The sequence below is a fragment of the Nonomuraea sp. NPDC049309 genome, assembly GCF_043196965.1.
GTDB classification, from domain to species: Bacteria; Actinomycetota; Actinomycetes; order Streptosporangiales; family Streptosporangiaceae; genus Nonomuraea; species Nonomuraea fastidiosa.
Genome location: NZ_JBICSH010000006.1, coordinates 190,925 through 209,681, shown reverse-complemented (window position 1 = coordinate 209,681; position 18,757 = coordinate 190,925). Strand labels below are relative to the sequence as shown.

Annotated in this window: 16 protein-coding genes and 1 pseudogene; 3 read left to right on the top strand and 14 right to left on the bottom strand. The window is 70.6% G+C overall.

Annotated features, from left to right (window positions below; translation table 11 throughout):
* Positions 1-61: 61 nt before the first annotated feature.
* The 4 genes from ACGFIM_RS32605 to ACGFIM_RS32590 are packed head-to-tail and all read right to left on the bottom strand — an operon-like array spanning position 62 to position 3,411.
* A complete protein-coding gene (locus ACGFIM_RS32605; RefSeq protein ID WP_393208301.1) occupies positions 62-841 on the bottom strand; it encodes an ABC transporter permease in 780 nt (259 codons plus the stop codon).
* The gene (locus ACGFIM_RS32600; protein ID WP_393208298.1) at positions 838-1,590 is read right to left on the bottom strand and encodes an ABC transporter permease; all 753 of its coding nucleotides are present in this window, start codon (positions 1,588-1,590) and stop codon (positions 838-840) included. The genes ACGFIM_RS32605 and ACGFIM_RS32600 overlap by 4 nt, the downstream gene beginning before the upstream one ends.
* 13 nt (positions 1,591-1,603) lie before the next feature.
* Positions 1,604-2,353, bottom strand: a complete 750-nt coding sequence (locus ACGFIM_RS32595; protein WP_393208296.1) for an ABC transporter ATP-binding protein — start codon at positions 2,351-2,353, stop codon at positions 1,604-1,606.
* Positions 2,350-3,411: an ABC transporter substrate-binding protein gene (locus ACGFIM_RS32590; RefSeq protein WP_393208293.1), complete on the bottom strand. Its 1,062-nt coding sequence runs from the start codon at positions 3,409-3,411 to the stop codon at positions 2,350-2,352. Before ACGFIM_RS32590 ends, ACGFIM_RS32595 begins: the two co-directional genes overlap by 4 nt.
* A 217-nt stretch (positions 3,412-3,628) precedes the next feature.
* On the opposite strand from ACGFIM_RS32590, the gene ACGFIM_RS32585 reads away from it, so the two are divergent.
* The gene (locus tag ACGFIM_RS32585; RefSeq protein ID WP_393208291.1) at positions 3,629-4,816 is read left to right on the top strand and encodes an amidohydrolase family protein; all 1,188 of its coding nucleotides are present in this window, start codon (positions 3,629-3,631) and stop codon (positions 4,814-4,816) included.
* Here the strand turns inward: ACGFIM_RS32585 and ACGFIM_RS32580 are convergent.
* Positions 4,781-5,977, bottom strand: coding sequence for a helix-turn-helix domain-containing protein (locus ACGFIM_RS32580; RefSeq protein WP_393208288.1), 1,197 nt, complete (start codon positions 5,975-5,977; stop codon positions 4,781-4,783). The genes ACGFIM_RS32585 and ACGFIM_RS32580 overlap by 36 nt on opposite strands.
* 88 nt (positions 5,978-6,065) lie before the next feature.
* Here ACGFIM_RS32580 and ACGFIM_RS32575 point away from each other — a divergent pair, with 88 nt between their 5' ends.
* Positions 6,066-6,992, top strand: a complete 927-nt coding sequence (locus tag ACGFIM_RS32575; protein WP_393208285.1) for an adenosine deaminase — start codon at positions 6,066-6,068, stop codon at positions 6,990-6,992.
* Between the two features lie 80 nt (positions 6,993-7,072).
* Here ACGFIM_RS32575 and ACGFIM_RS32570 read toward each other — a convergent pair whose 3' ends face one another.
* The 9 genes and pseudogenes from ACGFIM_RS32570 to ACGFIM_RS32530 form a co-directional block, all read right to left on the bottom strand.
* Positions 7,073-7,315, bottom strand: coding sequence for a hypothetical protein (locus ACGFIM_RS32570; RefSeq protein WP_393208282.1), 243 nt, complete (start codon positions 7,313-7,315; stop codon positions 7,073-7,075).
* A 245-nt stretch (positions 7,316-7,560) separates the two neighbouring features.
* Positions 7,561-8,328: a type I methionyl aminopeptidase gene (map, locus tag ACGFIM_RS32565; protein WP_393208279.1), complete on the bottom strand. Its 768-nt coding sequence runs from the start codon at positions 8,326-8,328 to the stop codon at positions 7,561-7,563.
* A gap of 168 nt (positions 8,329-8,496) precedes the next feature.
* On the bottom strand, positions 8,497-9,219 hold the full coding sequence (locus tag ACGFIM_RS32560) for a siderophore-interacting protein (protein WP_393208276.1): 723 nt from the start codon (positions 9,217-9,219) through the stop codon (positions 8,497-8,499).
* A 97-nt stretch (positions 9,220-9,316) separates the two neighbouring features.
* Positions 9,317-9,847: a PadR family transcriptional regulator gene (locus ACGFIM_RS32555; RefSeq protein ID WP_393208273.1), complete on the bottom strand. Its 531-nt coding sequence runs from the start codon at positions 9,845-9,847 to the stop codon at positions 9,317-9,319.
* Positions 9,848-10,318: 471 nt separating this feature from the next.
* Entirely contained in the window at positions 10,319-11,302 is a 984-nt protein-coding gene (ilvC, locus tag ACGFIM_RS32550) for a ketol-acid reductoisomerase (RefSeq protein WP_393209247.1), read from the bottom strand.
* A gap of 23 nt (positions 11,303-11,325) precedes the next feature.
* Positions 11,326-11,850 (bottom strand): acetolactate synthase small subunit, encoded by a 525-nt coding sequence (ilvN, locus tag ACGFIM_RS32545; RefSeq protein WP_393208270.1) that lies wholly within the window; start codon positions 11,848-11,850, stop codon positions 11,326-11,328.
* Between the two features lie 60 nt (positions 11,851-11,910).
* Positions 11,911-13,656, bottom strand: a pseudogene (locus ACGFIM_RS32540) (acetolactate synthase large subunit); the annotation flags it as partial.
* A 198-nt stretch (positions 13,657-13,854) separates the two neighbouring features.
* A complete protein-coding gene (locus tag ACGFIM_RS32535) occupies positions 13,855-16,476 on the bottom strand; it encodes a putative bifunctional diguanylate cyclase/phosphodiesterase (protein WP_393208267.1) in 2,622 nt (873 codons plus the stop codon).
* Positions 16,477-16,716: 240 nt separating this feature from the next.
* On the bottom strand, positions 16,717-17,625 hold the full coding sequence (locus tag ACGFIM_RS32530; protein WP_393208264.1) for a 2-hydroxyacid dehydrogenase: 909 nt from the start codon (positions 17,623-17,625) through the stop codon (positions 16,717-16,719).
* A gap of 38 nt (positions 17,626-17,663) precedes the next feature.
* Between ACGFIM_RS32530 and ACGFIM_RS32525 the strand changes: the two genes are divergently transcribed.
* Entirely contained in the window at positions 17,664-18,722 is a 1,059-nt protein-coding gene (locus ACGFIM_RS32525; protein ID WP_393208261.1) for a PQQ-dependent sugar dehydrogenase, read from the top strand.
* Positions 18,723-18,757 lie beyond the last annotated feature (35 nt).

The window sequence follows — 18,757 nt, the reverse complement described above, 5'->3', positions numbered from 1 at the left end:
CCGCACACAGGACCGCGGCCGGGTCCGCAAACACGAGCCAGGCTCACGATAACCTGCAGGGTCAGTCCTGCGGCCGGTCCGAGAAGCGGGCCAGCACCAGCGCCTCGACCACGCCGACCGCCGCGTACGCCAGGATCGACACCCCGGTGACCACCACGATGTCCGCCCACACCTCGTCGTAGCGGAATCCGCCGATCGCCCGCAGGATCTCGGCGCCGATGCCCTTCCCGGTGGCCAGCCACTCGGCGATGAGAGCGCCGATGATCGAGGCGGGCACGGAGATCCTGGCCGAGGCGAAGACCGAGGGCATCGCGGTCGGCACGGCCACCTTGCGCAGCACGGTCATCCGGGTGCCGCCGTACGCCATGATCAGGTCGGTGGCCTGGGGCGAGGCCGAGCGCAGCCCGAAGGCGATGTTCACCAGCGCGGGGAAGAACACCACGATGCCGCCGATGACCGCCACGCCGGGCAGCTCGCGGCCGAAGATCAGCGTGATCAGCGGCGTCATGACCACGAGCGGCACCGAGCGCAGCAGCATCGCGACCGGCATGAACGTCTGCTCGACGGTCCGGAACAGCACGAACAGCACCGCCACGACGCCCGCCGCGACCATGCCGGAGACGAAGCCGGTGGCCGCGTCCCTGATCGTGATGCCGAGCGCGCCGAACACGGCGTCGCGATGCTCCTGCGAGGAGGTCAGGTACTCCCACACCTGCGGCGGCCGCTTGCCCACCAGCGGGCTGATGCCGAACGCCTCCAGCGCCAGCCACCACGCGGCGACGACGATGACGACCGAGGGCGCGAGCGGGCCCACGATCCGGAGCACGATACGCCCGATCACCGCTGGGCCTCCCCTCTCGACCACGGCGTGACCACGCGGGCGACGAGCGCGACGATCGCGTACCCGAGGCCCGCGATGAGGCCGGCGACCAGCGCGAGCCCCCAGGTGCGCGGCACCTGGAACTGCTGCTGCGAGATCATCAGCGAGACGCCGAGCCCCTGGTCGTTGCTGCCGAGGTATTCGCCGATGATGGCGCCGAGCAGCGCGGACGGCGCCGAGATCTTCAGCCCGGCGAACGTGCTGGGCAGCGCCGCGATGACCTGGACGTACCTGAGCCTGGCCAGGCGGCCGCCGCCGTAGACGGTGATGAGGTCGAGACCGGCCCGGTCCGCCGAGCGCAGCCCGAGCAGCGCGCCGATGAGCGTGGTGAAGAAGACGGAGATGGCGGCGAGGAACACCACGGTCGCCTTGCCGCCGAAGACGACGAGCACGATCGGCCCGATGGCGAGCAGCGGGATGCAGTAGCTGATCACCGCGAGCTGCGTGGCCACGGCCTCCAGCCTGGGGACGAGCAGCACGAGCAGGGCGACGGCGATGGCGAGCCCGTTGCCCCACAGAAAGCCCTGGACGGCGGCCGACAGCGTGGCCGAGGCGTTGGGGCCGTAGAAGGACCAGCCGTCCTCGGCCATGGAGGCCACCACCGCCGCCGGGGTGGGCACCGCTCCCCCGCCGGCGAAGACCGTGGCGGCCAGCAGCCACCACAGCGCGACGAGGACGACGACGCCGATGAGGCCCTGGATCCGTCTCATGAGCCGGTCCCCCTCAACCGTGCCCGAACAGCAGGTCGCTGAGGTGGTCGTGGAGCGCGTGGAACTCGGGCGTGCGCATCATCTCGGGCGTGCGCGGCCGGGGCAGGTCGATCTCCACCAGCTCGATGACCCGGCCGGGGCGCGGGCTCATGACGGCGACCACGTCCGACAGGAAGACCGCCTCGCCGATGCCGTGGGTGACCATGAGCGTGGTGGCGGGCTTCTCCGTCCAGATGCGCAGCAGCTCCAGGTTCAGGCGCTGGCGCGTCATGTCGTCGAGGGCGCCGAACGGCTCGTCGAGCAGCAGCACGCTGGGCTTGACCACGAGCGCGCGGGCGATCGAGACCCGCTGGCGCATGCCGCCGGACAGCTCCGACGGCCGCGCCTTCTCGAAGCCTTCGAGCCCGACCAGCTTGATGAGGTCGTCGATGACGCCGGGCTCCGGCTTGATGCCGGCGACCTCCAGCGGCAGCCGGATGTTGGCGGCGACGCTGCGCCAGGCGAGCAGCGCGGAGTCCTGGAAGGCGATGCCGAGCTGGTGAGCCTTGCGCAGCTCCTGCGGCGTCATGCCGTTCACCCGGATCTCGCCGGTGGTGGGCTCCTCCAGGCCGGCGAGGATGCGCAGCACCGTGGACTTGCCGCAGCCGGACGGGCCGAGCAGCGACAGGAACGAGCCCTTCGGCGTCCGCAGGTCGACGTCCCGGACGGCCGTCAGCCCCTTGCCGAAGGTCTTGCTCAGCCCGGTGATGCTGATGCCGCTCATGACAGCTTCAGGCTCGGGTCCGCCTGGTAGACCTCGTCGAGGATCGACAGGTCGAAGAGCTGCTCGGCCTTGATGTTCAGCCCGGCCTTGGCCAGCGAGGCGATGTTCTGCTCGATCAGCTCGGGCGTCATCGTGAACAGGCCGTTGTTCTTGACGTCGTCGGTGACGACCAGCTCGTTCTGCATCTTGGCCTCTTCCGTCTGCTCCTTGACGTCGAGGTTCTGGTCCTTGCCGTAGACGGTGGCGGCCAGCTCGGCGGACTTGGCCGGGTCGGCGACGGCGTCCTTCCAGCCCTTGATCTCGGCGGTCAGGAACGCCTTGAGCTTGTCGCGCTCGTTGTCGATGGTCTCCTGGGTGACCGTGAACGTCTCGGCGACCAGCGGCAGCCCGGCGTCGGAGAGCAGCAGGTACTCGGGGTCGTGGCCCTGCAGGCGCAGGTTGACCGGGCCGCTGGTGACGAAGCCGACGTAGCCGTCGAGCTGGCCGGAGGTGAGCATCGACGGGTCCGACTGGAACGGCACCCTGGTGACGCTGGAGGCGTCGAGGCCGTTGGCCTTGAGCAGCGCGTTCCACACCAGCTCGTTGGAGTCCTGGACGCCGATGCGCTTGCCGGCCAGGTCCTTGGCCTCCTTGATGGGGTTCTTGCTCAGCGAGATGATCGCGAACGGGTTCTTCTGGAACGTCGCGCCGACGATCTTCAGCGGGGCGCCCTGGAGCACGGCGGGCGCGGTGATCGTGGGCGCCGACAGGCCCGCCCAGCAGCGGCCGGTGGCCAGGCCCGACTCGACCGAGGTGCCGGAGCCGCCACCGGACAGCAGCTCGACCTGCGTGAACCCGGCCGCCTTGTAGTAGCCGTTGGTGTCGGCGAAGTACTCGCCGGCGAACTCGACGTTCTTCTTCCAGGAGAGCTGGAGCTTGACCGCCCCGAAGCCGTCCGCGCCGCTCGCGGAGGAGGAGCCGGACGTGGCGGTGCCGTTGTCGCCGCAGGCGGCCAGACCGAGCGCAAGACCGGCCAGACCTGTCGTCCGCAGGAACGCGCGACGGTCGAAGGTAGCCATAATTCTCCTTGGACGGCGGTGAACCAGCAGGTCAGGACGGTATCTATCGATTATTACCAAAGTGTGACGGTCATTTCGGACAATGGCCGCTTCGGGCTGCCATGTGCGTACATCGCCGGAAAACCGCTGGCCGTCCCTGTAGGTCCCTACGAGAGGGCCTCGCGAGGACCGTAGATCCCTCCAGCCGCCCGGCCGCTCCGGTACCGTCGAACGGAAGATGAGACTCGACGGAATCCCCCTTTGGGACGGTACCGAATTCCGCGGCCCGGTCGACCTGACATGGGAGCCCGACCGGATCACCGGCATCGACGCCGCCCCCGCCAGGCACACCGACCTGTGCGTGCTGCCCGGCCTGGTCGACACCCACGTTCACCTGGTCGGCTACGCCGGCGACGGCGAGCCGCCCGACTTCGCCACATGGCCGCTCACCACCACCCGCGACGAGCAGGTGCTGCACGGCGTCGCGCACGCCCAGAAGGCCATGCGCCACGGCGTCACCACGTTGCGCGACCTCGCCGGCGACGAGGCGCAGATCGCGCTGCGGCGGGTCTTCGACTCCGGGGTGCTGCCCGGGCCGCGCATCCAGGTGCACGGCGTGGTGGGGATGACCGCCGGGCACAACGACCTGTTCGTGCCGCCCGCCGTGCCGGCCGCGCTCAGGAAGCCGGTGGCCGACGGGCCCGACGAGTGCCGCAAGCTCGTACGCACATGGGCCAGGGCCGGCATGGACGGCATCAAGCTCACGACCAGCGGCGGCGTGCTGTCCATGGGCGACAAGAACGCCTGGCGCAACTACACCCGCGACGAGATCAGGGCCGTGATCGACGAGGCGCACGCGCTCGGCATGCCGGTCGCCGCGCACGCGCACTCGGAAGAGGGCATCCGGGTGGCCGTCGAGGAGGGCGTCGACTCCATCGAGCACGGCACGCTGCTCAGCCGCGACCTGGCCGAGACGCTGGCCGCCAGAGGCACGCCCGTCGCGCCCACGCTGCTCATCAACGAGGCCATCGCCGAGGGCCGGGTGCCCGTGACGCCGCAGGCCAGGGCCAAGGCTGCCGAGCTGGTCGCCACCCGCGACGTGCTGCTCGCCCAGGCCGCCGCGCTGGGCGTGCGGTTCGTGCTCGGCACCGACGCCAACGGTCACCACGTGCAGTTCGGCGACCAGCTCGCCGAGGTCGTCCACATGACGCGCATCCTCGGCATGGATGCGCAGTCGGCGCTGCGCGCGGCCACCTCCGACGCCGCCGACGCGCTCGGCATGCCGGTGGGGCGGGTCAAGGTGGGCCTGGGCGCCGACCTCATCGTGCTGCGCGGCCGCCCGTGGGAGAACATCGAGGACCTGGCCGCGGAGAACATCGTGGCCGTCGTCTCACGTGGCCGCGTCGTCGCCGGCCGCCTGCCCTGAAACCCGTCCTGAGCTGTGTCCTGAGCTGTCCTGTCCTGAGCCGGTCTGTCCTGAGCGCAGGGCCAGATAGAGGTCCGTGCGGTCGCGCATCGACGACATGCGCCGCCCGGTGAGCTCCTCGATGCGCTGCATCCGGTAGCGCAGGGTGTTGACGTGCACGTACAGCTCGTCGGCGGTGCGCTGCCAGGAGCCGCACGTCTCCAGGAACGTGTCCAGCGTGCGCAGCAGCTCGGAGCCGTGGCGGGCGTCGTACTCCTCGACGGGGCCGAGCAGGTGGTCGCGGAACGAGCGGCGGGTCGCGGCGGGCAGCGCGGCGAGCAGCATGTCGAAGCTGTCGATGTCGGCCAGCGACATGATCGAGACGGGGCCTGGGCCGCTGCGCGCCGACTCCATGCCGCGCCTGGCCGTCTCCAGCGCCTCGCCGAGCTGGGAGACGCTGGAAGCCATCTCGCTGATGCCGGCCGCGATGCTGGTGCCGGGGCGTGCGGCGATCAGCGCGCGCAGCTCGTCGGCCAGGCTCTTGCGCGAGGCACGGCCGTTGACCAGTACGATCGCCTCGTCGGAGGTGCCGCCGACGATCAGGTGGCGGCCCTTCTTCGCCAGCCCTTCATGCAGCAGCTCGGGCAGGTCCAGCTCGGGGCCGCCGGTCCGCGTCACCGCCATGGCCGTGGTCGGCAGCCCCGGGTCGGCGCCGAGCAGCCGCAGGTGGGCGGAGACCTCGCCGGGCGGTATGCGGCCGAGCACGTCGAGCAGGGTCTGCGCCCTGACCCGCTCGGCCCTGCGCTGCTCGGCGGCGAAGCCCTCGGCGGTCACCACCTCGGTGATCGCGCCGAACGCCTGGTCGGGGGCGGCGAGCAGGAGCGGCAGGCGGCGCCGCTCGCACGCCTTGACCAGCTCGGCCGGCAGCTCGCCGAGCACGACCAGACCGACGACCAGACCGGCGGCGTCGCTCGCCCACAGCGCGTCGGCGAAGCGCTCGCAGTCGGAAGGCTGGGAGTACCAGACGCCGCTGGTCAGCACGAGGTCGCCGGAGCGCAGGTAGCGGCGGGGGTCGGGCAGGTCCGTCGGATAGGCCCTGAGGATCTCCCTGTCGAGCGCGCCGGAGCCCGTCACCAGCGTCAGCCGCAGGTCCTCGCGCGCCAGCAGATCCTCCAGCCTCATGAAATCTGATGTTATGCCAGGTCAACAGCTGAGAGTTCAGAGGTTCGCACGATACCTAGGCCCTGACAGGTCCTGTTTACTCGTGGGCATGCGTCCCAAAGCGGAACTCCACCTGCACATCGAGGGCACCCTCGAACCGGAGCTCGTCGTCGAGCTGGCCAGGCGTAACCGGATCGAGCTGCCGACGTATGACGTGCAGGCCATCCGCGCGCGGTACTCGTTCGCGAACCTGCAGTCGTTCCTCGACGTGTACTACGAGAACCTCGCCGTGCTCCGCACCGAGCAGGATTTCCACGACCTGGCCGCCGCCTACCTGCGCAGGGCCGCCGCCCAGGGGGTGCGGCACGCGGAGATCTTCTTCGATCCGCAGGCGCATCTGAGCAGGGGCGTGCCGCTGGAGGTCGTCTTCGCCGGCCTGTCCGCCGCGCTCAAGGACGGCCCCATCTCGGCGGCGCTCATCCTGTGCTTCCTCCGCGATCGAGGGCCGGAGGAGGCCGAGCAGGTGCTGCGGGAGGCGCTGCCGTACCGGGAGCACTTCATCGGAGTGGGGCTGGACTCGGCGGAGGTGGGGCATCCGCCGTCGCTGTTCCGCAAGGTGTTCGAGATCGCCGGGGGCGAAGGGCTGCACCGGGTGGCGCACGCCGGCGAGGAGGGCGGGCCCGACTACGTGTGGGAGGCGCTCGACGTGCTGCGCGTCGAGCGGGTGGACCACGGCATCAGGGCGATGGAGGATCCGCAGCTCGTGGCCAGGCTGCGGGACGAGCGCATCCCGCTCACCGTGTGCCCGCTGTCGAACGTGCGGCTGCGCGTGGTGCCGTCGCTGCGCGACCACATCCTGCCCGCGATGCTGGACGAGGGCCTGCTGGTGACCGTCAACTCCGACGACCCCGCCTACTTCGGCGGCTATGTGGAGGACAACTACGCCGCGTTGCGGCGGGAGCTGGGGATGAGCGAGGCGCAGCTCGACGCGATCGCGCGCAATTCCTTCGAGGCGTCGTTCGCGTACCAGGGCTGAACCCCGCGACACGACGGGCCCCGGGACGGCGAAAGGGGCCCGCCCATGGTCCGGGCGAGCCCCTGTTCGTACGTCTCTCGTCAGCCGCTCAGCACGCGCGAGAGGAGCTGGTTCAGGAGGTCCAGGTCGAGGATGTCGTTGTCCTCACCGAAGTTGTTCCACTCGCCGAAGTCCCAAGTGGCATCCTTGCCGTGGTTCGGGCCGGGAAGGATGCGAGCCTGACCGGACTCGGCCGTGACGACGGGCGACGCGGCGAGCGCGGAACCTCCGAACATGACCATCCCGCCGACGAGCCCGGCCAGGACGAGTCCCTTGCGATACATAGTGTTTCCCCCTGATACCTCTCGACTACTCTCCGTAGCTACCGGAGGAAGATCTGCCCATCGCCCAAGTTCGACAAACGCCCATATTTTCGCTGTTGACCAGGCCGAATACGGCGTCTGGCCGAACGGATACCGATCATCGTCTCACTTGACGAAGAGGTGTCCCCCGCTGAAGGCCGCCGGGCGCTGACCTTGCCGAAGCATGACCGGTCCGCGGGGCCCGCGGAGCCCGTACAAGCGGGGTTTCACGGACAAGTCAGCACGACCGGCCCGTCCTCCGTGATGGCGACCGTGTGCTCAACGTGAACGCTCCTGCTGCCGTCGCCCGAGCACACCGACCAGCCGTCGTCGGCCATGTAGTAGTCGTCGCGGCCGCCGGCCATCAGGCTGGGCTCGATCGCGATGACCAGGCCGGGCCGCAGCCGCAGCCCGCGCCCGCGAGGGGCCACGTTCGGCACGAACGGCGACTCGTGCATGGCCCGGCCGATGCCGTGGCCGCCGAAGTCGTTCTGCATGCCGTAATCGGCGCCGCGGCCGACCGTGGCCATCGCGTGGCCGATGTCGCCCAGCTTGTTGCCGGGCCTGGCCGCCTCGATGCCCGCGGCGAGCGTCTCCTCGGCGACCTGGATCAGCTTGAGGTCCTCGTCGCGCGGCGTGCCGACGGTGAAGCTCACCGTGCCGTCGGCGTGCCAGCCGTCGACGAACGCCGCGCAGTCGATGCTGATCAGGTCGCCGTCGCGCAGCCGGTACGGCGTCGGCAGGCCGTGCAGCATCACCCCGTTCACGGAGGTGCAGATGACGCCCGGGTAGGGGGTCGCGCCGAACGACGGGTGGTAGCCGAAGAACGACGCGCCCGCCCCCGCCTCCTCGATGACGGTCCTCGCCACCTCGTCCAGGTGCTTCAGCGTCACTCCCACGCCGGCCTGCTCCCGCGTCGCCGCGTGCACGGCGGCCACGACCCGGCCCGCCTCGCGCATCGCGGCGATCTCCCCGGCTGACTTGAGCTCGATCACGGCCCCTCCTCGTCGATAACTATACCGGTATTTTTATCACGCCCGATGGGCGCGGCGACACCGGAGAGACGGGCGGTGCGGCCGGTCTCGCGCCCGGAGCACGCGATGGCGAGGAGGACCGGTCTCACGCCCCGAGGGCGCGCGACGCCGGGGAGCAGCGCGCTGCGGTCAGTCCAGCCCCTTCCTGCCGGGTGCCCAGAAGGGCTTCGTCCGGACGTCCCTGCGCTGCCAGCCGCGCTCAGTCACCAGGTGAGCGCGGATCGCCTGGATGGTGCGGGCCTCACCCGCCAGGTAGGCCGTGCCCGGCTCGTCCGGCAGCTCCAGCTTCCTGACCGCCTCCAGCAGGACCTGGGAGGAGGCCGCGGGAGCGCCGTTCCTGCACACCGTGACCAGGCCGCCCGGCAGGTCGAGGTGATCTCCGGGGCCCTCGGCCTCCACGACCCCGTAGACCCTGGCGTCCCCGGGCAGCGCCCGCAGCATCGCCCCGAACGCCACCGAGGCCGTCTCCTCCCCCGCGAACAGGTGATATGTGGCGCCGGGACGCAGCACGAAGCCGCCCTCCGGACGGGTGAAGGCGACCTCGTGGCCGGGCTCGACGCTCCTGACCCAGGTGGCGCCCGGCGCGTCGCCGCCGTGGTCGTACCCGATGAGCTCGATCGACTCCCGCTCGGGGTCGTGCCGCCAGACCGAGTACGTCCGCAGCACGCCGCCGAGCACGCTCCCGCCGCCGACGAGCACCCGTACGTGCTGGCCCGGAGTCCAGCTCAAACCGGCGATCTCGGGGCCGGCGATCCTGATGCGCCGCATGCGCGGCGCGACCTGCCCGGTCTCGGCGACCCGCCCCTTGACCAGCCACGGGTCGAGCAGCCTGCGCGCGAGCGGACGGCTCATGACGGCCTCCGCTCCAGGCCGGGCGACCGGCCGGCGAGCGGCCGCCTCGTCGCGTTCCTCGCTTCGGGCCGGGCGGCCGGCGAGTAAGCGGACGCCCTCATGATGACCTCCGTTTCGGGTCGAGCTCCTCGATCCTGCGGCGGGCGTCGGTGAACACCTCCAGCACACCCTCGATCACCCGGGGGTCGCGGTGGGCGTGCGCGAGCGTCTTCACCGCCGCCTTGACCAGGCGCAGCGCGGGGCCGACGATCTCGGCGGCCTCGGGCTCGCCGAACATCCCCCACTGACCCCTGCTGGCCGCACGTCCCCACAGCCGCTCGATCTCCTCCCGCTGCCCCTCGGCGACCCGCAGGCCCTGCTCGGTGGCGTGGTACACCCTGCGGCCACCTTCGGGCTCGACGCGGACGAGGCCCTCGTCCTCCAGGAGCTGGAGCGTGGGGTAGATGGAGCCGGCGCTGGGCTCGTACGTGCCGTTGAAGCGGTCGGCGAGACGGGTCATGACCTGGTAACCGTGACCGGGCTGCTCGGCGATCAGGGCGAGCACGGCCAGGCGCAGCTCGCCAGGCCCGAAGAAGCGGCCCGTGGGGCCGAACCCGCCCGCGCCCGGACTGCGGCGCGCGTTCATCATGACTCGGATGCTATATCGAACGATATACCGCCGTAAAGACGTAATATCGCGACTTCGAAGGAGAGCGAGCACCTCACCTCGGGCATGGCCGCGCAGGAGCAAGCACCGCAGCCTCGCGCGAGCGGGCACGAAAAAGCGCGGCGGGCGAGGGGTACTCCCCTCGCCCGCCGCGCTCAGCGGTTCACGAGGCGCCCGCCAGACCGCTCGCGGCTCGGCGGCGAGGCCGGGGCCGGGCCCGGCGACAGAGCCAGCGGCGGCCGCCGCACACAAGGCCGAGCGGCCACGCACGAGACCGCCCGGCCGCCCACAAGGGGGCCCTTTGCGGCGGGATCGAACGGCCGCGCACAAGACCCCCTCGGAGCGAGGCCGGGCGGCCGCGCACGAAACCCCTTCACGCCGGGTGGCCGGGCGCTAGGTGCTGCGCGCGGCCGTGTGGCGCCGGGGGTGCGAGGCGGGTGAGGCCGGTGGGGCTCAGCCCTTGAGCCAGCTCATCATCGGGCGCAGCTTGGCGCCGGTCTTCTCGATGGCGTCCTCGGCGAGCTCCTCGCGGTAGCGCTTGAACTCCTTCTGGCCGCTGTCGAACTCGTTGACGAGCTGGCGGGCGAAGCTGCCGTCCTGGATCTCGCCGAGGATGCGGCGCATCTCCTCGCGGGTCTTGTCGTTGATGACGCGCGGCCCGCGGGTGTAGCCGCCGTACTCGGCGGTGTCGGAGACCGACCAGTACATCTTGGAGATGCCGCCCTCGTACATGAGGTCGACGATCAGCTTCATCTCGTGCAGGCACTCGAAGTAGGCGACCTCGGGCTGGTAGCCCGCCTCGATGAGCGTGTCGAAGCCGGCCTTGATCAGCTCGGAGACGCCGCCGCACAGCACGGCCTGCTCGCCGAACAGGTCGGTCTCGGTCTCCTCCTTGAACGTGGTGCGCAGCGCGCCGGCGCGGGTGCCGCCGATGCCCTTGGCGTACGACAGCGCGAGGTCGAGCGCCTTGCCCGAGGCGTCCTTCTCGACGGCGACGAGCACCGGGACGCCGCGGCCGGCCTCGAACTGGCGGCGCACGAGGTGGCCGGGGCCCTTGGGGGCGACCATGCAGACGTCGACGCCCTCCGGCGGCTCGATGAGGCCGTAACGGATGTTGAGCCCGTGGCCGAAGAAGAGCGCGTCACCCTCGACGAGGTTGGGGGCGACGTGCTGGTTGTACAGGTCGCGCTGGACGTGGTCCGGCGCGAGGATCATCGTGAGGTTGGCCTCCTCGACGGCCTCGGACGGGGTGAGCACCCGCAGGCCGTCGTTCTCCGCCTTCTCGCGGCTCTTGGAGCCCTCGGGCAGCCCGACGCGCACATCGACACCCGAGTCACGCAGGGAGAGCGCGTGGGCGTGGCCCTGGCTGCCGTACCCCAGCACGGCCACGTGACGTCCCTGGATGATCGAGAGGTCGGCCTGGTCGTCGTAGTAGATCTCGGTCACTTGCTCAAAACCTTTCAGGCGGTACGGTCCAGTGCCCTGAGGGACCGGTCGGTGATGGAGCGGGCACCGCGGCCGATGGCCACCATGCCCGATTGGACGAGTTCTTTGATCCCGAACGGCTCGAGGACCCTGACGAACGCCTCAAGCTTGTCGGGAGTGCCGGTGACCTCGATGGTCACCGCGTCGGCCGCCACGTCGACGCAGCGGGCCCGGAAGAGCTGCACGAGTTCCAGCACGTGGGAGCGGCTCTCCGCGTCGGCCTTGACCTTGATCAGCATCAGCTCGCGCTGCACCGACTGCGCGGGGTCCAGCTCGACGATCTTGAGCACGTTCACCAGCTTGTTGAGCTGCTTCGTGACCTGCTCAAGCGGCAGCTCCTCGACGTTCACCACGATCGTGATGCGGGAGATGTCGTCGTGCTCGGTGGGACCGACGGCGAGGGAGTCGATGTTGAACCCCCTCCGGCTGAACAGCGATGAGACGCGGGCGAGGACACCGGGCCGGTTCTCGACCAGCACCGACAGCGTGTGACGGCTCATCGCTCGCTCACCTTCCTCCGTGCGCCGCGCGGGCGCTGCGTCGTCGCGCCGGGTCCGCTCCTAGTCATCCTCGTTCTCCCACTTCGGCGCCATGTCACGGGCGATCTTGATGTCGTCGTTGCTCGTGCCCGCGGCCACCATGGGCCAGACCATGGCGTCCTGGTGGACGACGAAGTCGACCACCACGGGCACGTCGTTGATCTCCATGGCCTTCTTGATCACGGCGTCCACGTCTTCCGGACGCTCGCATCGTAGGCCCACACAGCCATAGGCCTCGGCCAGCTTGACGAAGTCCGGGATCCGCCGGACCGTCTGCAGGTCGGTGTTGGAGTAACGCTCGTCGTAGAACAGGGTCTGCCACTGGCGGACCATGCCGAGATTACCGTTGTTGATGACCGCGATCTTGATCGGCACGCCTTCGAGCGCGCAGGTGGCCAGCTCCTGGTTGGTCATCTGGAAGCAGCCGTCACCGTCGATCGCCCACACGGTGGTGTCGGGCCGCCCCATCTTGGCGCCCATCGCGGCCGGGACGGCGAAGCCCATCGTGCCGAGGCCGCCGGAGTTGATGAACGTGCCGGGCTTTTCGTAGTCGATGAACTGCGAGGCCCACATCTGGTGCTGGCCGACGCCGGCGACGTAGTAGGTGTCGGGGCCGGCGATCGCGCTCAGCCGCTCCATGACGTACTGCGGGGCCAGCGAGCCGTCCTCGAACTGCTCGTAGCCGAGCGGGTAGGTCTCCTTGTAGCCGTTGAGGACCTTCCACCACTCGGTGTAGTCGCCCTTCTGGCCGGACGCCTTGATCGCGGCGACGAGGTCGCTGATGACCTCCTTGCAGTCGCCCACGATCGGCACGTCGGCGTGACGGTTCTTGGAGATCTCCGCCGGGTCGATGTCGGCGTGCACGACCTTGGCGTTGGGGGCGAACGTCGACAGGTCGCCGGTCACCCGGTCGTCGAAGCGCACGCCCAGGCCGATGATCAGGTCGGACTTCTGCAGCGCGCCGACCGCCGAGACGCTGCCGTGCATGCCGGGCATGCCCATGTGCTGCGGGTGGCTGTCGGGGAACGTGCCGCGGGCCATCAGGGTGGTGACGACCGGGATGTTCGTCAGCTCGGCGAGCTCGCGCAGCTCCTCCGACGCGCGGGCCTTATGGACGCCGCCGCCGACGTACAGGACGGGCCTGCGGGACTCGGCGATGAGCTTGGCCGCCTCGCGGATCTGCTTGCTGTGGGGCTTGGTGACCGGGCGGTAGCCGGGGAGCTGCAGGACGGGCGGCCAGCTGAACGTGGTCTCCGCCTGCAGCGCGTCCTTCGAGATGTCCACCAGCACAGGGCCGGGGCGTCCCGTGGAGGCGATGTGGAACGCCTCCGCGATCGTGCGCGCGATGTCACCGGCCTCGGTGATCAGGAAGTTGTGCTTCGTGATCGGCATGGTGATGCCGGAGATGTCGGCTTCCTGAAAAGCATCGGTGCCGATCATGGGCGAGGCCACCTGTCCCGTGATCGCCACGATCGGCACCGAGTCCATGAACGCGTCGGCCAGCGGTGTCACCAGGTTCGTGGCACCGGGACCGCTGGTCGCCATGCACACCCCGACCTTGCCGGTGGCCTGCGCGTAGCCCTCGGCCGCGTGACCTGCACCCTGCTCGTGGCGTACGAGCACGTGCCGGACCTTGGTCGAGTCGTAGAGGGGATCGTAGGCCGGGAGAATGGCACCGCCCGGGATCCCGAACACTATGTCGACTCCGACGTGCTCCAGTGCCCTGACCAGGGCCTGTGCACCTGTCATCCGTTCGGTCATCGGCTCGTTCCTTGCGTGGCTACTCGCTTAAGGACATAAAAAATGCCCCTTCCCACCGAACGGTGGGTCTGGGGCGGCGCGCAGGTCGTAGTGCTTCGCTAGCGGCCTGCGCGCCAGCGAAGTACTACGAGAATCTCACTGCGAAGCATGGCCTACACGATAGCCGCTCCGAACGCCCCGGTGTCAACTTGGTGGACACATGTCTCAAACGGTGAGACTCGTCCGCATGAGCGAGTCGACGCCGCGCGCCGCCATCGGCCGCGCCACCAGGAAGCCCTGCCCCCTCGTGCACCCCATCTGCTTGAGCAGTTCGAGCTGCTCGGGACGCTCGATCCCCTCGGCCACCACGATAAGCCCCAGGTCGCGGCCGAGCTGCACGATCGTACGGGTGAGCAGGGTCAGCGTGTCGTCCTTGCCGAGCCCCGCCACGAACGACGGGTCGATCTTGATCATGTCGACGGGAAGCTGGCGCAGGAAGGCCAGTGAGGCGTAGCCGGTGCCGAAGTCGTCGATGGCCAGCCGCACGCCGAGCGAGCGCAGCTCCGACAGCCGCTTGATCGTCTCCTCGGCGTCCTCGACCAGCATCTCCTCGATGACTTCGAGGGTGAGCGACGAGGCGGGCAGGCCGCTCTCGCGCAGCGCCTCCTCGACCGTCTCGACGAACCTGGGCGCCATGATCTGCCGCGCCGACAGGTTCAGCGACAGCCCGATGTCCCACGACGAGGCCCGCCAGGCCGCGACCTCCCTGCACGACTCGCGCAGGATCCACTCGCTCAGCGGCACGATCAGCCCGGTGTCCTCGGCCGGGCCGAGGAACTGCTCGGGCGGCACGAACACCGAGCCGCGCCACCACCGCACCAGCGCCTCCACCGCGGTCACCCGCGACGTCGCGAGGTCCACCACCGGCTGGTACTCGATGGCGAACTGCTGCTCGATCAGCGCCCGCTGCAGGTCGGCCGCCAGCTCCAGGCGGCGCACCACGTCGGCGTGCATCTGCGCGGCGAACACCTCGACCCGCCGGCCGCCCAGCTCCTTGGAGCGCGCCATGGCGACGTCGGCGTTGCGCATGAGGTCACCGGCCGGCATGCCCTCCTCGGTGAAGGCCACCCCGACGCTCGCCGTCAGCGCCACGTCGCGGTCGGCCACGCGGAACGGCTCCTGCGAGACCGCGCGTACCAGCCGCTCGGCCAGATCGACCGCCACCTGCGCCTCGCCGCCGGTCTCCACGAGCACCGCGAACTCGTCGCCGCCCCAGCGGGCCAACGTGTCGTCGGCGCGGACCGCGCTGCGCAGCCTGCGCGCCGCCTGCCCGAGCAGGTAGTCGCCGCTGGCATGCCCCACCGAGTCGTTGACCGAGGTGAAGCCGTCGAGGTCGAGGAAGATCACCGCGACGTTGCCGGACGTGCGGCCCGACAGCACCTCCCTGGTGCGCTCCTCGAAGTAGGCGCGGTTGGGCAGCCCCGTCACGCCGTCGTGGAAGGTCAGGTGGGCCACCTGGTTGCGCAGGGCCTCCTCGTCGCTCACGTCGCGCGTGGTGACCAGCATCAGCTCGTCGCCGCCCAGCCGGCGGGTGGCCACCGACTCGGTGGGCCGCCAGGTGCCGTCGGCCGCGCGTACCCGGCAGGCGATCAGGCAGGCGCCCGGCGCGGCCGCCGCATCGTCGTCGAGGGTCAGGGTGCGCATGGCGACCTGGATGCCCGGCACGTCCTCCGGGTGGATGTAGTCGAAGATCGAGCCGCCCACGACATCGCCGGGCTTGTAACCGTACGTCGCCTCGACGCCGGCCCCGATCTCCCGTACGACGCCCTGGTAGTCGCAGGTGAACACCACGTCGCCGATGCTCTCGGCCAGATCCATGAGCTGGCGCCGGCCCAGCTTGACCTGGCCGCGCAGGCGCAGGTTGGTGGCCGAGGCGACGAACAGGCGTACGAGCAGGAGCAGCACGAGCGAGGCGCTGAGCGCCGCGATGCCCGCGTTCGGCGGGTCGGGGTTGCCGCCCATCTGGTGGGCCAGCATCGAGCAGACCGCCACCGCGACCAGCACCAGCGGCGCGAGGCCCACCGCCTGGCCGACGGCGGGACGGCCCGCCGCCCGGCCCTTCGGCCCCCACGGCACCGCGGCCAGCATGAGGAACGCGACGGGCGCGAGCATGACGCTCCACAGCTGCGGCTCGCCCTCCAGCAGCCGTCCCACGGCCGAGCCCACCGCGGCCACCGTCATGGTGACCAGCACACCCAGCCCGGCCAGGCCGAGCAGCGACGACGGCGCCTTGCTGGTGACCACCGAAGGGATCACCGCGCACGTCACCAGCAGCGCGATCATCGGCGGCAGCATGGCCAGCGTGAACCCGACCGGGTCCGAGGCCTCCGCGTAGACATGCCGCAGCGCCGTCACCCATCCGATGAGCAGGAGGGACACGGCGCACAGATAGGCGTCCGTGAGCTGCCGTAAAGCCGTCCTCGCCGGGAACCTGCGATCCGCGGCGATCAGCGCGCCGCCGGCCGTGACCACGGTGCCGAGCAGGACGAACATGTCCGCGAAGTTGACCACGAACCCGTCGGCGAACGGCCTCAGGGTCACTCCGGCGGCCCAGATGACCGCGCCGCCGCCCATCCAGCGGGCGCTCGCCGCCGAGGGACGGTGCGTCGCGGCACGTCGTACCGACGCGATCAACAGGGAGGCCGCGGCGATCAGCGCCGCCAGCCCGCCGGCGACCGCACCGGTGATCGTGGCAGGGGCCTGCGCCAGCAGGACGGCGGCGAACGCCGCCGCGCCCGTCACCGCCGCGGCGGCCGGCGGCACCCGTGGATCACGCCAGCGGATCACAGTCGTTGCCCATCCCGTCTCGAACTCTGCACCCGCGACCGCCCGAGCCCGGACGATCACCTCTGCCAGTGTGTGCGGTCGTAGGTGCGCGGGTGGTGACAACGCCGATGTCGTCACCGATCTGATAACCAGACAGACCAATATGCCGCTGCCAAGAGCTCCTTGACAGGAGTCAGGAACTCCCTGCAAACGTAACGGTACGCAACCGAGGTCACGGACCAGCCACGTTCCGGAATCCTCTCAGTACTCGTCGGTTATGACGTTGACCAGCTCTTCACCGGCGACGTAACGCTCCAGCTGGGCCCGGATGAGACGCAGCGTCCGCCGTTCGGACGCGGGGGTGCTGCCCGCGATGTGCGGCGTGATCAGCACGTTGGGCGCGCTCCAGAGGGGGTGGCCCTCCGGCAGCGGCTCCGGCGCGGTCACATCGAGCGCCGCGCGCAGCCTGCCCGTCTTCAGCTCGGCGACCAGGGCGTCGGTGTCGACGATCGACCCCCTGGCCGCGTTGACCAGCACGGCTCCGTCCTTCATGCGCGCGAGGAACGCGGCGTCCACCATGCCGGCGGTGTCGGGGGTGGCCGGCACCAGCAGCACCACCACGTCGGCGTCCGGCAGCAGGGCGGGCAGCTCGTCCATGGCGTGCACGCCGTCGCGCGCCCTCCTCGCCACCCGGACGACCTCCACCTCGAACCCCTCCAGCCGGCGCTCAAGCGCCGACCCGATCGAGCCGTAGCCGACGATCACCACGCGCGAGTCGGCCAGCACGTCGGTGGGGTGGTAGGTCCACTCGCCCCTGCGCTGCGCGTCCACGAAACCGGGGAACTCCCTGAGCACCGCGATCATCGCGCCCACCGCCCACTCGGCCGTGCCCGCGTCGTGCACGCCGCGCGCGTTGCACAGCACCGCGCCCTCCGGCATGTGCGGACGGTACGGCTCCACGCCGGCCGTCACCGTCTGCACCAGCCGCAACGAGGTCATCCTCGCCAGCGTCCCCGGCACGTCGGGCACCGTGACCAGCGGCGGAACCCAGACCTCGACCTCCTCCACCCCTTCGGGCATCGGGGTCGTGCTGTTGTAGACGGCACATTCGATGCCGGGAAGGTCGGAGAGTGCAGCTGCCACCGATTCGGACGGAACCCAGGTCTTCATGCCGAGAACCTTACGACTGCGGGGGCAGGATGGAACACATGAGGAGGCTCTGGACGATCATGCTGCCGGTGGTTCTGACGGCGCTCACGGCGTGCACGGCGAGCGGCGGCGAGGTCAGCCCCACCGCGACCCTGACCGCCGAGGCCGCCCCCGGCGAGCCGAAGGACGTCGCCACCGGGCTCGCCGTGCCGTGGGGAGTCGCGTTCCTGCCCGGCGGCGACGCGCTCGTCACCGAACGCGACACCGCCCGGCTGCTGCGCGTCACCCCCGCGGGCCAGGTCACCGAGCTGGCCACCATCAAGGAGGCGCGGCCCGACGGCGAAGGCGGCCTCCTCGGCGTCGCCGTCAAGGACGACCAGGTCTTCCTCTACTACACCGCCGAGAACGACAACCGGATCGTGCGCTACCGCCTCACCGGCGGCACGCTCGCCGACGAGCGGATTCTCGTCCGCGACATCCCCAAGGGCGGCATCCACAACGGCGGCCGGCTCGCCTTCGGCCCCGACGGCTTCCTGTACGCCACCACCGGCGAGGTCGGCGACCGGAGCCTCGCCCAGCAGCGCGACTCCCTCGGCGGCAAGATCCTGCGCATGACCACCGACGGCGCGCCCGCGCCCGGCAACCCGTTCGGCACCCTCGTCTACAGCTACGGCCACCGCAACGTCCAGGGCCTCGCCTGGGACCCGTCCGGGCGCCTGTACGCCTCCGAGTTCGGCGCCAACACCTACGACGAGGTCAACCTGATCAAGCCCGGAGGCAACTACGGGTGGCCCGAGGTCGAAGGGCGCGGCGACGATCCCCGCTACATCAACCCCATCCTCACCTGGCCCACCTCGGAGGCGTCACCGTCCGGGATGGCGTACGCCGGCGGGTCCCTGTGGGTCGGCGCGCTGCGCGGCGAGCGGCTCTGGCAGATCCCGCTCGGCGCCGACGGCTCCGCCGGGACGCCGGTCGCCCGCTTCACCGACCGCTACGGCCGCCTGCGCGCCGTGGCCGCCGCGCCCGACGGATCCTTGTGGGTGGGCACCAGCAACAAGGACGGCCGCGGCTCCCCCCGCCCCGGCGACGACCGCCTCCTCACCCTCGCCCCGTCCTGACCCCCTCGGGGCTCGCCGCTACCGGGGGCCACGCC

Coding starts and splice junctions, on each gene's coding strand:
- ACGFIM_RS32555 (WP_393208273.1), bottom strand. CDS start 9,847: ATGATGAACGCGCGCCGCAGTCCGGGCGCGGGCGGGTTCGGCCCCACG.
- ilvN (WP_393208270.1), bottom strand. CDS start 11,850: ATGAGCCGTCACACGCTGTCGGTGCTGGTCGAGAACCGGCCCGGTGTC.
- ACGFIM_RS32570 (WP_393208282.1), bottom strand. CDS start 7,315: ATGTATCGCAAGGGACTCGTCCTGGCCGGGCTCGTCGGCGGGATGGTC.
- ACGFIM_RS32595 (WP_393208296.1), bottom strand. CDS start 2,353: ATGAGCGGCATCAGCATCACCGGGCTGAGCAAGACCTTCGGCAAGGGG.
- ACGFIM_RS32590 (WP_393208293.1), bottom strand. CDS start 3,411: ATGGCTACCTTCGACCGTCGCGCGTTCCTGCGGACGACAGGTCTGGCC.
- ACGFIM_RS32585 (WP_393208291.1), top strand. CDS start 3,629: ATGAGACTCGACGGAATCCCCCTTTGGGACGGTACCGAATTCCGCGGC.
- ACGFIM_RS32600 (WP_393208298.1), bottom strand. CDS start 1,590: ATGAGACGGATCCAGGGCCTCATCGGCGTCGTCGTCCTCGTCGCGCTG.
- ACGFIM_RS32525 (WP_393208261.1), top strand. CDS start 17,664: ATGAGGAGGCTCTGGACGATCATGCTGCCGGTGGTTCTGACGGCGCTC.
- ACGFIM_RS32530 (WP_393208264.1), bottom strand. CDS start 17,625: ATGAAGACCTGGGTTCCGTCCGAATCGGTGGCAGCTGCACTCTCCGAC.
- ACGFIM_RS32560 (WP_393208276.1), bottom strand. CDS start 9,219: ATGAGCCGTCCGCTCGCGCGCAGGCTGCTCGACCCGTGGCTGGTCAAG.
- ACGFIM_RS32580 (WP_393208288.1), bottom strand. CDS start 5,977: ATGAGGCTGGAGGATCTGCTGGCGCGCGAGGACCTGCGGCTGACGCTG.
- ACGFIM_RS32575 (WP_393208285.1), top strand. CDS start 6,066: ATGCGTCCCAAAGCGGAACTCCACCTGCACATCGAGGGCACCCTCGAA.